Source organism: Ornithinibacillus liuyingii (assembly GCF_055550225.1).
On the sequence record NZ_JBPWOS010000011.1, the window covers coordinates 102,353 to 116,102 of the forward strand.

General features: G+C 36.8%; 14 protein-coding genes. 2 read left to right on the forward strand and 12 right to left on the reverse strand.

What is annotated here, in order from left to right; translation table 11 throughout:
* Nucleotides 1-65: 65 nt before the first annotated feature.
* Genes hemY through hemE form a run of 3 tightly spaced genes read right to left on the reverse strand, consistent with a single transcriptional unit; the run spans nucleotide 66 to nucleotide 3,470 of the window.
* Nucleotides 66-1,469 (reverse strand): protoporphyrinogen oxidase, encoded by a 1,404-nt coding sequence (gene hemY / locus ACSKT4_RS15390; protein WP_211741730.1) that lies wholly within the window; start codon nucleotides 1,467-1,469, stop codon nucleotides 66-68.
* Nucleotides 1,469-2,404 carry a ferrochelatase gene (gene hemH, locus ACSKT4_RS15395; RefSeq protein ID WP_211741731.1) on the reverse strand — a complete coding sequence of 312 codons (936 nt, stop codon included), beginning with the start codon at nucleotides 2,402-2,404 and terminating at the stop codon, nucleotides 1,469-1,471. The genes hemY and hemH overlap by 1 nt, the downstream gene beginning before the upstream one ends.
* A gap of 37 nt (nucleotides 2,405-2,441) precedes the next feature.
* Nucleotides 2,442-3,470, reverse strand: coding sequence for a uroporphyrinogen decarboxylase (gene hemE, locus ACSKT4_RS15400; protein ID WP_211741732.1), 1,029 nt, complete (start codon nucleotides 3,468-3,470; stop codon nucleotides 2,442-2,444).
* Nucleotides 3,471-3,905: 435 nt separating this feature from the next.
* Here hemE and ACSKT4_RS15405 point away from each other — a divergent pair, with 435 nt between their 5' ends.
* Nucleotides 3,906-4,394 carry an antibiotic biosynthesis monooxygenase family protein gene (locus ACSKT4_RS15405; RefSeq protein ID WP_211741733.1) on the forward strand — a complete coding sequence of 163 codons (489 nt, stop codon included), beginning with the start codon at nucleotides 3,906-3,908 and terminating at the stop codon, nucleotides 4,392-4,394.
* A gap of 148 nt (nucleotides 4,395-4,542) precedes the next feature.
* On the opposite strand, the gene ACSKT4_RS15410 is transcribed toward ACSKT4_RS15405, so the two are convergent.
* The 7 genes from ACSKT4_RS15410 to ACSKT4_RS15440 all read right to left on the reverse strand — a co-directional run bounded on the left by ACSKT4_RS15410 (nucleotide 4,543) and on the right by ACSKT4_RS15440 (nucleotide 9,989).
* Nucleotides 4,543-5,019 carry a thioredoxin family protein gene (locus tag ACSKT4_RS15410; protein ID WP_186869341.1) on the reverse strand — a complete coding sequence of 159 codons (477 nt, stop codon included), beginning with the start codon at nucleotides 5,017-5,019 and terminating at the stop codon, nucleotides 4,543-4,545.
* A gap of 3 nt (nucleotides 5,020-5,022) precedes the next feature.
* Complete coding sequence (locus tag ACSKT4_RS15415; protein ID WP_186869340.1) at nucleotides 5,023-5,448, reverse strand: disulfide oxidoreductase; 426 nt, start codon at nucleotides 5,446-5,448, stop codon at nucleotides 5,023-5,025.
* 75 nt (nucleotides 5,449-5,523) lie between these two features.
* Entirely contained in the window at nucleotides 5,524-6,162 is a 639-nt protein-coding gene (locus tag ACSKT4_RS15420; protein WP_186869339.1) for a response regulator transcription factor, read from the reverse strand.
* 42 nt (nucleotides 6,163-6,204) lie between these two features.
* Complete coding sequence (locus tag ACSKT4_RS15425) at nucleotides 6,205-7,242, reverse strand: sensor histidine kinase (RefSeq protein WP_186869338.1); 1,038 nt, start codon at nucleotides 7,240-7,242, stop codon at nucleotides 6,205-6,207.
* A 15-nt stretch (nucleotides 7,243-7,257) separates the two neighbouring features.
* Nucleotides 7,258-8,010 (reverse strand): cell wall-active antibiotics response protein LiaF, encoded by a 753-nt coding sequence (gene liaF / locus ACSKT4_RS15430; protein WP_186869337.1) that lies wholly within the window; start codon nucleotides 8,008-8,010, stop codon nucleotides 7,258-7,260.
* A 13-nt stretch (nucleotides 8,011-8,023) separates the two neighbouring features.
* Nucleotides 8,024-9,304 (reverse strand): MFS transporter, encoded by a 1,281-nt coding sequence (locus ACSKT4_RS15435; RefSeq protein WP_255488098.1) that lies wholly within the window; start codon nucleotides 9,302-9,304, stop codon nucleotides 8,024-8,026.
* A 40-nt stretch (nucleotides 9,305-9,344) separates the two neighbouring features.
* Entirely contained in the window at nucleotides 9,345-9,989 is a 645-nt protein-coding gene (locus ACSKT4_RS15440; protein WP_465823653.1) for a phosphatase PAP2 family protein, read from the reverse strand.
* A gap of 130 nt (nucleotides 9,990-10,119) precedes the next feature.
* Here ACSKT4_RS15440 and ACSKT4_RS15445 point away from each other — a divergent pair, with 130 nt between their 5' ends.
* Complete coding sequence (locus ACSKT4_RS15445; RefSeq protein WP_465823654.1) at nucleotides 10,120-11,289, forward strand: M20 metallopeptidase family protein; 1,170 nt, start codon at nucleotides 10,120-10,122, stop codon at nucleotides 11,287-11,289.
* Nucleotides 11,290-11,556: 267 nt separating this feature from the next.
* Here ACSKT4_RS15445 and ACSKT4_RS15450 read toward each other — a convergent pair whose 3' ends face one another.
* Both ACSKT4_RS15450 and ACSKT4_RS15455 read right to left on the reverse strand, forming a co-directional pair.
* Complete coding sequence (locus ACSKT4_RS15450; protein ID WP_186869335.1) at nucleotides 11,557-12,765, reverse strand: ABC transporter permease; 1,209 nt, start codon at nucleotides 12,763-12,765, stop codon at nucleotides 11,557-11,559.
* Nucleotides 12,758-13,501: an ABC transporter ATP-binding protein gene (locus tag ACSKT4_RS15455; RefSeq protein WP_186869334.1), complete on the reverse strand. Its 744-nt coding sequence runs from the start codon at nucleotides 13,499-13,501 to the stop codon at nucleotides 12,758-12,760. Before ACSKT4_RS15455 ends, ACSKT4_RS15450 begins: the two co-directional genes overlap by 8 nt.
* Nucleotides 13,502-13,750 lie beyond the last annotated feature (249 nt).

The window sequence follows — 13,750 nt, forward strand, 5'->3', positions numbered from 1 at the left end:
TAGAAACGTAGGCTATTTTTTCGTACAAAAGGGACTTACTAAAATAACAAGTGCCTCTTTCCATTTTATTTAGTTTGCAGAAAATCGATTACTTGATGAACTGCCTTTTCCGCTTGGTCAATACAATCTGGAATCCCGACACCTTCAAAGGAACTACCTGCAAAATATACTCCTGGAAGTTGTTCACTTGCCTCTTGACGCGCCTTTTCAATTCTCTCTATATGACCAACAGTATATTGTGGCATGATATTTTTCCATCTAGAAATCACACTAAATTCTGGTTCAGCAGTAATATTCATCGTTTTATTTAAATCGTTTAAAACGAGTTGAACTAATTCCTCATCCGGTAAATCTACAACTTCTTGATCATGTGGTCGACCAACATAACAACGAATCAATGCTTTTCCTTCCGGTGTACTGGATGGCCACTTCTTATGTGTCCATGTACACGCGGTAATACGAAAATCACTATTTCTTGAAACGACAAATCCTGTACCATCAATATCCTGCTTAATTGCTGACTGATCAAAGCCCATTGCTACGTTAGCTACCGAGCTAGATGGAACATCATCAAATGGCTTGAGGAAATTAAATTGGCTAAACATCTTCGGTAATGTTTGATGTGGAGTTGTCGTAATAACACTAACAGCCTTGATTACATCCCCACTGTCCAGCAATACATGATAGCCTGTATCCTTTTTCTCAATGTGATCCACAATCGAATCAAGTAAAATGGTGTTTTCATCTAGTTTTTCTACTAGTTTATCTACTATCGTTTGCAGTCCACCTTTAAAAGAGAAAAACGCACCCGGTGTTTTGCCAGTTGTTTTTGGTGGAGTTGGTACCGTTTGTTTTAATCCTTTTATTAAACTACCATACTTTTGCTCCAATTGATAAAAGTTAGGGAAGGTAGCCATTAAGCTCATTTCATCAATATCACCTGAATAAATGCCTGATAGTAAAGGTTCAATTTCATTATCGACTAACTCATTTCCAAAACGGCGTCTGAAAAAAGAACCTAGTGATTGATCTGGCTGTTCTGGCCCTTTAGCCTTTACCAAATCAAACAAAGCACGTATCTTTCCAGTAGGCGATACAAGACCTGAACGTAAAAATGGTCCGATTTTCTTCGGTACTCCCATAAAAGCGCCCTTTGGCATTTTATGTAGCTTCCCTTGCACGAGAATATAAGACTGCCCAGTGCCGTTTCGGATCATCTCGTCTTTTAATCCAAGCTCTTCTACTAACTTAACACCGGGTTTCTTTCTAGCAATCATAGAATCTGCACCACGTTCAATAATAAAGCCATCACGCTTTAACGTGTTTATTTTTCCACCCACACGACTACTTGCTTCTACCAATCGAACCTGATATGGTAAATCCTTCTCTCTTATCGCTTTTTGTAAATAATAGGCAGCGGATAACCCTGTTATCCCACCGCCTATTATCACGATTGTTTGCTTATTCATTACGCATCACGCTTTACTCGTTCTTGTACAACACCTGCTAACGTCTCAATAAATAAAGGATGTGTATTAGGCATAGCTGGGCGGAAATAGCTTGCTCCTAATTCATCACATACTACTTTACATTCATAGTCATTATCGTAAAGAACTTCTAAGTGATCAGCGATAAATCCAACTGGTGCATATACAAATGCACGATAGCCTTTCTCTTCATATAGTGCTCTTGTTAAATCCTGAACATCTGGTCCCAGCCAAGGATCTGGTGTATTCCCTTCACTTTGCCATCCAAGTTCGTAATTTTTGATTCCTGCTTTTTCAGAAATTAATCTTGCTGTTTCCGCTAATTGTTCTGGGTATGGATCACCGTTTTGTAAAATTTTCTCCGGAAGACTATGTGCAGAAACAATAAGTACTGCTTTTTCACGTTCGTCAGCAGACATTTTTGTGTATTCTCCATTAATCTGTTCTGCCCAATATTGAATAAAACCGGGAGCATCATACCAGCTTTCAACTGCTTTAATTGAAATACCATGTTTTTCTGCTTCTTCACTAGCACGTGTATTATATGACTTAACACTAAAAGTAGAGTAATGTGGTGCTAATACGATAGATACTGCTTCTTTAATACCATCTTTAGCCATTTCAGCAACGGCATCCTCAATAAATGGTGTAATATGTTTTAAACCGATGTAAGCTTTGAATTCATATTCGTCTTGGCTTTCATTTAGTTTAGCTTCTAGTGCTTTTGTCTGTTCCTCTGTAATTCTAGCTAATGGAGAGGTCCCTCCGATAGCTTTGTAACGATCCTTTAAGTCTTGTAACGCTTCTTCAGAAGGCTTTCTACCATGACGAATATGCGTGTAGTATGGTTCAATATCCTCCTCTTTATATGGAGTTCCATACGCCATTACTAAAAGTCCTAATTTCTTTCTTTCCATTTTCCTACACCTCTTCATGAAAGTTTTGATTCAAGTGTTATCGCTTTGAATACGAATGAATTAAATCAGATAATCTCCTTAGTGTTTCTGGATTTATATCAGGTGTCACACCATGTCCTAGGTTAAACACGTGATGGCCATCTTCCATAGATTGGTCTAGAATCTCTTTTGTTCTAGCTTCAATAGTATCCCAATCCGCAAGTAGAATTGCCGGATCTAAGTTACCTTGCAATACCTTTGTTACCCCTAATTCTCTTGCTTCTTTAATCGAAGTTCTCCAGTCTAACCCAATTACATCAAGTGGTAAATCGTTCCACTCCAATAGTAAATGACTTGCACCAACACCGAACATAATAAGTGGTACTTCTTCGTTTTGCAATTCTGCAAATATCCTCGTCATAACTGGTTTAATATAGATTCGGTAATCGCGAGCATTTAAAGCTCCCACCCAAGAATCAAAAATTTGAATAGCTTTAACACCAGCATTAATCTGCGCTTTTACATACGTAATCGTCATGTCAGCTAATTTATCCATTAAAGCAAACCATGCATCAGGATTTGCGTACATAAATGCTTTTGTTTTACCGTAATTTTTAGAAGGTCCCCCTTCTATTAAATAACTAGCCAAAGTGAATGGTGCACCACTAAATCCAATTAATGGTACGGTTAACTGTTCTTCTGTTAACAGTCGTATCGTTTCCAATACATATGGAACATCTGCTTCAGGATTTATTCTTCCCAGTTTTTCTACATCTTCAATCGTTTTAATCGGGTTCCCAATAACCGGACCAATACCAGATTTAATTTCTACATCAACACCTAATGCCGGTAATGGGGACATGATATCTTTATACAGTATTGCAGCATCGACATTATATTGTTCAACAGGAAGTCTTGTCACATAGGCACACACTTCTGGTCGATGTGTTATCTCGAATAGAGAATACTTTTCTTTAAGCTTTCTATATTCAGGTTGTGATCTACCTGCTTGTCTCATAAACCATGCAGGTGTGTAATCTGTTTCTTCGCCTTTATACGCGCGAATAATCGTATCATTTAGCTTCATTTTCTCACCCTTTTGGATCTATCCAGTCCTTTTTAAGTAGTAATATAATAATAATTAACTATCCATTAGTTTCCTTCTCTACTATACCTATTTCGACATAATAAGTATAGAAAGAAGGGGCTATTGTCATCAATTTGTCTAATTTTAACATGATTCAAATGCCCCATTTTTAGGGAAAACAACGTACAGAAAATTATTACCTGGGAAATATTTGTCGAATATAGTCGTTAGCAATCTATGTTGTCCGGAACAGACCAATATTTAAGCAGATTCGGTTATAATTCCATTCATTATACGGTAAAATAGATCATAACGAACAATCCTGATGTTCCAACAATCATTATTATATAGATATTTCTTCTAAACTTAAAGTAATAAGAATTACTTTTTAATAATTATTATAGATAATTTTTTTTAAAAAAGGAGTTTTTTCCTATGAAAGCCTATTTAACCAATGGAACGATTGATTTTTTAATCAAATTCGCTAAAAAATACCCAGCAATTCATTTTCACTTTATGAATGGGCCATCGAATGATATTGCCTATTATGAGGGAACAGATCAACAAATCTTTCAAGCAGGACGAGAGTATGACGTAATTGTTCAATCTGGCGATATAATGGAAACTGGTTATGTTGTGCTGAATAATATTCCTGTAATAGATGAGGGCAGACCATTATTTGAAGATAATTTTAAGAAAAGGCAAAAAGAGGTAGACAGCCAACCAGGATTTCAAGCCTTTCGTTTACTAAAGCCAATGTCAGGTAATACATATATAGTGTTTACTCAATGGGATTCTGCGCAAAGCTATGAGCGATGGAAAAACTCAGAAGCCTTTAAAAAAGCACACGCAGAAACAAAGCCTCCCGCATACTTTGCCGACCGCCCGTTTGTAACTACTTATAGCATGATAGAAAGAGATTAGAAAAAGCTTCCATTCATTTCTCTGTAGCAATATGCTAGTTTTTCTAATGCTAGCAAGAAACACTATTCTATCTACCAAAAACACCCGAACTAGTTCTAATAAGAATTAGTTCGGGTGTTTTTGATTACATAACGATAAGTCCGCTGCTTTACTTCAGCACATACTCCTCAAAAAATGCAGCATACACTTCCTTCTCTTGCTGCCCTTCCAGACGGGCTACTTCTTTTCCATCCTCATAATGAACAAGGGTTGGAGTTGACTGAATTCCATACTTGTTCCCTTCAGTAGAGAATTCTAATAGATTTAATTTGACCATATCCACACCCATTTCTTCCGCTAAAGGAACTAAATATGGTGTTGTTGCCTTACAGTAGACGCAGATTGGGCTGTAGTAATAAACGGTAACAGATTCACCATTTTCTACTTTTTCGTTAAGTGCTTCTGGTACAATCTGGTTTTGGTAGTTTGGATCATTTAATTGATCAATGGTTGCTTGTTCAAGATTTGTCTTGCCGTACGGATTATTTCCTTCAAGCGCTTTATTATTCTTATAATCTATTACGAAATACAGCGCAAAAAACAACACAACAATTGCTGCTATAATAATGATCATTTTCTTTTGCATGGATTATTTCCCCCTGGATTTTTTTAATAAAGTTACGTGTGTCACGAATATTAAAATAAATGCTGTACCTGCCATAAATGGAATGGTAATAAACCCTAAGTAGTTTACATATTCAAAATTACATGGAACTATTCCACAAGCCCCACCAGCTTCTAATGTAGGTAATTTCTGTATGAGATAATGATATGTAGATACACACATACCTATTCCACTTAAGATAAGACCTGGTAAAGCAATGGATAGGTCTTTTTTAAATAATGCTGTACCGTAAATGATGACAAGTGGATACATGAGGATTCGTTGGTACCAACAAAGCTTACATGGTTCATAGCCAAGTATTTCTGAAAAAAACAAGCTACCTAATGTCGCAATAACAGATATTCCCCAAATACCAAGAAGGATATTTTCCTTTTTCTTCGTCAGTTTCATGTAAGGTTTCTCCTTATCCGTTTTAATTTCCTTAGTATTATACTAGGAATTCGTACAAAAAACAAAAAAGAGGGCTTATCCCTCTTTTGATAAAAGATTGTTTTTATGAACATACACCGCTGCCTGTGTACGGTCATGTACATCCAACTTAGCTAATATATTACTAACATGGGTCTTGACCGTCTTGATGCCGATATACAAATGATCACTTATTTCTTGGTTTGTCATGCCATTGCCTATACAAAGCAATACTTCCATTTCTCTCTCGGTTAACTCATCATGCGGTTTTCGAGAAGTACCTCTAAAGCTCGTCATCATCTTACTAGCTACCTTTGGTTCAATGACATTTTCCCCTTTTGCCGCTTTCTTAATAGCAGCTACTATTTCATCTGCTGAAGATGTTTTTAAAATATAGCTAAACGCCCCTGCCTCTAACGCTGGAAAAACTTGTTGGTCATCATAGTAGCTTGTCAGAATAATGATCTTACAACTTGGATAGTCCTTCATTACTAGCTTTGTTGCATCAATTCCAGTGCCATTATCCATCATTAAATCCATTAATACGACATCTGGTTTTTCTTTAAGAATAAGCTTTGCTCCTTCATTACCACTACTCGCTTGACCGATTACGTCAATTTCTGGGTCCGTTTGTAGGTAAGCAATTATTCCCTTTCGAACAATTTCATGGTCATCTACCACCATAACACGAATCATTTGTCATCCCCCTGACTCTTTCTAATTTCAATTCTACTATTATTAACATGGTATGCGGATATCGATATAGGTTCCTTCATCGATATTCGAACGAATAGTAAAATTTCCACCTAACTCTTCACATCTTTCCTTCATTGTCTTAAGTCCATAGGAAGTCTTTTTGGCATTATCATTCGATAAGTCGAATCCTATTCCATTGTCAGCAATATGTAAGAAGAGCTCCCTACCCCGTTTAATAACCTCTATTTTCACCTCTGTTGCATTTGCATGGCGAAGAATATTAGAAAGCGATTCTTGTATAATTCGGAATACATGCTCTTCCGTAGCCTCAGATAGGGTTAAAGAATCATCTATTGTTAAATGAAAATCAATTTGTGATTTCTGCTTTAATTCCTCTACTAACTTGCTCACTCCACGCGGTAACGGATCGCCAGATAGATGCACTGGTCGTAGATGAAGTAATAATGCTCGCATCTCCGACTGTGCCTGGTGAGCCGCATTGGCAACCTCTGTCATCTGTTCCTTCGCGACATTAGGATTTAAATCAAGCTGTTTAATAGCAGCCTCCGACATCATCGTTAAAGCAAAAAGCTGTTGGCTAACAGCATCATGAAGATCCCTTGCAATTCGCTGTCTTTCTTCAATAACAGCCGACTTATGAGCAGATTTTGCTAATTCCGCCTTCTCATCTGCTAAACGCTGAAGGGATATTACTTGGTTTTGCAGCTTTTCTCCAAGTTCATTTAACTCATTCCCAATTCGATTGAGCTCGTCTCCCTCATTAAAATAGATCTTCGACTGATAGTTTCCATTTGCCAGCTGTGTAATTAGCACTGATAAATAATCCATCCTTTGCTTCAGGTCTCCACTAGAACGAAATCCTACGTATACAGAAACAACAAAAGCAATTACGGAATATAGGCCAATAAAGAGAAAAATACTATTCGATGTAAGCCACTCTGGGCTAAACCAAACATAAATAGAAAGCAAAACAGCTAATATCGTAATTAGTGTCAAGAAGAACCCATTTAAATGTGAAATGATATAGCTAAAGCGAATACTTGAAAAGCGATTTTTCATCCTTCGCTCCCCCCCTTATACATAATCCACTCGTATAGAGCCAGCCTTTAATTTCAATGTTAAGTTAATCTTTCTCGTTGCAGAATCATAATTAGGTGTAACATAACTAAGGGAGCGATTAATACCATCCACTGATTGCCCAACGATGTCAATATCTCCCGCCTTAACAGAAGCATAGACTTGAAACTCAAGATTTTCAGGAACCAAAATATGAACATCACCAGCGAGAGAACTAATCGTAATCGGGATTTCCTTCTCTGGAATATAAGCTTTAGAAAAGTCATAATAGAAATCGCCAGCTAAAGTCTTGACCGTAGTTGGCTCAACCTTCCAGTTCGGTTGATTGAATTCATGATTGCCTACTGAAAAAAAAGAGTAATTATCATCTTTCTCAACCTTTGATCCACCATTGTAGATCGTCACTTTAGGCTTACTTGACTTTCCTATAAATAGAAATCCAAAGTAAACAATTAATAATGGCCATAGTTTAAATACATCTTTAATAGCAAATTCGATGACATCAAATTTGTCCAATAGGAGCAAGGAGCCAAAGATGAAGAAGAAGGACCCCCATATCCAGCTTCCTCCTTTATGTCTCATCCGATCAATCATCCATTTTAGACCGATTAGTACAATTAATGATGGAAAAATGTACCCCCATATATTCTTAGTACTTAATTCTGTTATTCCAATATTTTCTAACACGAGTATAACACCGCAAATGATTAGTACTGCAGCAATTATATATCGAAAGAATCCTACTCTCATATCCTTCTCTCCCTTATACTAATTGATATTCTAGTATTTTTTTGTTTCTTATGTTATAGACTGCTATAAGGGTTATAATAATTCCACACACCACGATAATCCATTGAATACTTACACCTAAAGCAATTAATGAGGATGTGATGATATATGAAACCGGGGTCAGGCCTGTTGATACGGTCATAAACATACTCATCATTCTACCTAGCATTTTCTTATCTGTTGATTGCTGTAACATAGTAATGATAGGAATATTAATAATCTGTGTTAATACCGCCATCAGTGCAACTAAACCTGCCATCATCCAAACATTCGCAGAAAGTCCAACTGTACTAAATACAATTCCTAAACTAATCAAGCTACTTATTACAACTTTACCAGGTTTCTTAAGCTTCCAGCTCGCTAGAAGGATTGCGCCAGCTAATGCCCCAATCCCCATTGAAGTCTGAATCGTTGCTAGACTCACTGCACTACCTGCAAACACATCCTTCACAATAACCGGCATGCCAATTGCAATCGGTCCGGAGAAGAATAAGTTTAAAAATAACGCCATTACAACAACGGAAATGACCAACTCATTTTTCCGCGCATAGTGAAAGCCTTCCTTTAAATCTGTCAACGGTGTATGCTTCTCTTCTTCTTGCTTTTCCAGTTTCACCCGAATAAAGATTACAGCAATAGACGCGATTAACAACATTCCAAATGCTACTGAAAATACTCCTGCAAATCCTAAAAGGGCAATCAGCGTACCACCTAATGCTGGACCAAGAATAGGACTGATCTGCGAAGTCATTTGGATAAAGGAATTCCCACGTTGCAATTGATCATCCTTTAATAAAGTTGGTATTAACGAATTCATAGCTGGATAACTAAATGCATCGGAAATGCCAAACAATCCAGACAAAACTAGTAAATGCCAGATAGCTACCAAATCCGTTAAAATTAATATAACTAATATGCCAATCAGTACCGCTCGTGAAAAATCAGACCAAAAAAGGATAGTCCGTTTATTCACCCTATCAGCAATTAATCCACCAACAACTAATAAAATTAATCTGGGGATAGCTGCTACAAAAAACAATAGACCAAAATAAAAACGATTATCGGTTATGTTCAACATCAACCACTCTGCACCAATTAAATAAACAAAGTACCCTGGTGATGAAAATAAAGCACTTATTAATAGGAGTACAAAATTACGATTTTTAAAAATTGGAATCTTTAATTCCTCTTGCTTAGCCACAGTATCCATAGCTATTGCTCCCTTCTCCACTTTCGTTACCTTTATCTTAGTCATTTTTCGAAGAAGGGAAAACCATCTCAAGAACGCTTTTGTCTCAGTCTTGAGACCGAGTCCTGATCCGTTGTATGAATTCATACAGATATATCAGTCCTAACAAGCATAAATATCCAAAGACAAAGCCTGCTACAATATCCGTCAAATAGTGCACATTAATGATGTAACGGCTAATTCCGATTGAGAATACTAATAAAGCAAAGAAAATCTGCACAAATAATCCAACAGTAGATGACTTAATTTTTTTAGCAAGGAAATAAGCTAGTAATCCGTAACAAACCATTGGAATCATGGCATGTCCAGATGGAAAGCTCTCCCCAATTGCATTCGCCTCCTCCATAATCGTTGGCCGTTCTCTTGCTACAAGATATTTCATTAGCTTGTTTAGTAAATGAGTAGCATAGATACCTAATCCAAATAATACACCAGGTAACCAATCCCGATATAAAATAATTAGTAGCGCAGCTATAATAATGGTCAAAGGATACATAAACGGTTCTGATCCTAAGTTAGTTATACCTCGAAAGAACGTATATATAAATGTATCTGGAAAGGTGTCAACGAGAGCTCTTGTCCATTGATCAACAAACGGTAACTCTCCACGAACAATCCTCACAATCCAAACTCCTATAATGGCTAACATGACACCTAAAAAAGTAGCCTGTACAATATGTCGCTTCTTCAATTAATAGAACCTCCTGATTAATAAATTCCTATTGGTTTAATCATAGCCTATCTCCTAACAATTTCAAATTAATTTTTGCACTGTTTCAAAAGATGCTATAATAATAAAAACTAACAAGGGGGGAACGATTATGCTACAAGAGATTCATAAAGCAATTGAAAACTTATATCCAGAAATGGTAGAAATACGCCGTTATTTACATCAATATCCAGAACTATCTTTCCAGGAATACAAAACAGCTGCATACATAGCAAATTTCTATAAAGACCTAGATATCCCCTATATAAAAGATGTAGGTGGAAATGGGGTTGTCGCAACCTTAAAAGGGGGAAAACCCGGGAAAACTATTGCATTTCGGGCAGACTTTGATGCACTTCCAATTCAAGATGCAAAAGATGTTCCTTATAAATCAAAAGTCGATGGAGTCATGCATGCTTGTGGACATGACGGCCATACAGCCACTCTCCTAGTTTTAGCAAAAGTGATGAAATCCTTTCAGAAAGATTTACCAGGTACCATCGTATTCCTACATCAACATGCAGAAGAATACGCACCTGGTGGGGCAAAACCAATGATTGAGGCTGGTGTATTAGAAAATGTCGATGCCATATTTGGTACCCACCTGTGGGCTACCACTCCTTTAGGGGTTATTCAAACAGCAAAAGATGTCCTCATGGCTGGTGCTGACCAATTTGAAATTAAGATTCAAGGCCAAGGTGGACACGGCGCCTATCCACATGAAACAAAAGACGCGATTGTTATCGGATCTCAAGTTGTATCTCAACTACAACAAATTGTTAGTAGAAGAATCGATCCATTAGAAACTGCCGTCATCACCGTAGGTAAGTTTGAAGCTGGTGATGCATTTAATGTTATCGCGGATACTGCTACATTAATTGGAACGGTACGGTATTTAAATACCGATATACAGGAGCAAGTGATACAAGAAATGGAGAAAGTTGTAAAAGGGATTTGTACTTCTTATGAATGCACCTATACATTCCATTACGAAAAAGGGTATCCACCGGTAATCAACCATAAGCAAGAGGCAGAACTAATCCTTGATGTTAGTAGTAAATTACCGGAAGTAGAACAGGCTGAAGAAATTATTCCGGTTATGGGTGGAGAGGATTTTGCTTATTATCTGCAAGAAAAGCCGGGTGCATTTTTCTTTACTGGAGCAGAAAAGGATGGAAATCACTATCCCCATCACCACCCACATTTCGACTTCAATGAAAAAGCTATGCCAATTGCAGCTAAAACTTTAATCAGTGCTTACTTTTCGTACCAAGAAGAGTAATCCGCTTCCTACTTATTATCCCTATTACGGTTATCGTGATTGGGATATATTTGTTCCCTTAAGACAATACCTAAACAGTTACCAATGATCTCGAAACCTTTTTTAAATTAGTCGTATAAACGGTATACAGACAAATTAGGGGGATATTTTATGGTACCAAATTATGAAAAACGGCATTTTTTTATGGCAATAGGTCAAGAAAGTAATCAGAAATTGAACTCTTATTAGAAAAAAGCATTCTCAGGGGAGATCCTAAGAATGCTTTTCTTATACTAATTTCCGTTTTACAAATCCATTGGTAAAGCCAAAGGTAAACAGAAGTCCCCCTACCAATGTAATGAGAAACCCTAAATAAGCCTGGGCCAGCAAAAATACGATGGCATAAAGTACCGTTTGCACAATCGCAAGCTCTATAATCCACTTTAATAAAGCTTTTCTTCTCATTTCCACTTCCACAGGATACAAATCTAACCACATAATTGTGCGATGATGTTGATATAAGGTCATCAGTTGGAAAATAGTCATATAAAGGAATAGAATCGCAAAGATAATCTTAATCCATATATTCGGTAAAAAGTAAATAAATACTCCACCAATAATAATTAACCGAATATACATTGATAAATAGTCTCCACCACGAATAAAGCTTATTCGATATAAGTAGTCATAGGTACTCTTCCGTTCAAAGGGAATGTTTCGTTCAATCATGGAAACTAACCATTGCCGCGATTTTATTTTATTTTTTAGATGTGGTACATCCGTAAACATATTAGCAAATCGATAGAAGGATTGCAGACGGTGTATATCCTTTTCCAATAATAATTCCCAGTTAACACCCGCTTGTTTTCTGGACAGGCTAAAATTATATAAAAAGACAATCGTGAACAAAATCGTTGTAATACTCGCAAGAATCATATTTCCATTAATAAGGAAATAAAACACCGAAATATTCAGTAACAGTCTAGCTACCTGATCGATCACACGAATATTTTTCTCACGGATTTTTAATATCCACCAATTAGCTATTAAATTCCACAGCTTAAAAATTAGCACCACAACAATGATTACGAGATAATTTCCTCGGTTCTCAAAACTTGTCGCGTACAATGGGCCAAATGCTGCCATCACGATAGCAACAATATAAAGCTGAATAACAAAACTATAGATTAGTGAGTTTCTAAAATATGCCCCCATCTGATGCTCAGCTGGAATTAGGAATACTAAATCCGGCTCCTTGAGGAGTGTGCGTACTGGACTATAGGTAACAACAATCCCCAATACGCCCCCCATTATCCAAGCAGTTGGAAAATTCTCTGGTAAAGTGGATAACCACTGTTGATAATAATAAGCTATAGCTGCAATAAAGAATAACATCGCAAAGGCAATATGCCCATTAAAGATATAACGTAAATACCGACTCATATCCTTTAAATGCGCACTAAAACGCTTCATAAAAAAGTCATGTGAATTAAACATGGCTATCTTCCTTTGTTAACTGTACGTATAAATCAACTAGTGTTGCCTTGGGCATTTGAAATTGCTCTCTTAGCTCCTCTAACGTACCAAGTGCTCTTATTTGTCCCTCATGTAAAATAACAAATCGGTCACAATATCTTTCCGCAGTTGCTAGTATATGGGTTGACATTAATATGCCTGAACCGTTTTGTTTCATATCCTCCATCAATTGTAAGTAAGACTGAATACCTAAAGGATCTAGACCGACAAATGGCTCGTCCACAATATATAGAGGCGGTTCAATTAAGAAGGCACACATAATCATCACTTTCTGGCGCATTCCTTTTGAAAAATGGACTGGAAACCATTTTAATTTCTTTTCCATTCGAAATTCTTTAAGCAATACTTGTAACCTTTTCTCAAACACATCTTCCGGAATATTATATGCCATCGCAGTTAATCGTAAGTGTTCATACAATGTCAGCTCATCGTACAGAATTGGCATTTCTGGAATATAAGCCATTTGATTTCGGTATTCGGAAGGGTTGTCTTTAAAGGTTTTCCCATTTATTGAAACTGAACCCTTCTTCGGCTGCATTAAGCCAATAATATGTTTAATAGTCGTACTTTTACCAGCACCATTTAAACCAATAAGCCCTACAATCTCTTTAGCGTTTACATCAAACGAAACACCATGGAGAACATTTTTGTGGGTATATCCCCCAACTAAATTGTTAATATGTAATAAAGGTTCCACAATTATTCCCCCTACTTGATCACTTGTTAAAAATTTTATCATTTATGGGGGGAAATTCCAAAGGAAACTCTCATACCTTTTTCGACATTTACATAAAAAGAAGTGTATAGAAACGCGAAAAAAGTTCAAAATACTACTGTAGAGTCGAGGAAACCAAATAGCAACAAACCAATTTGTTAACACAAATGAGGTGTTAGTGTTGGAGAATAGTGATGCTTCACTAAAGGACAACATGAAAAAAACAAATGG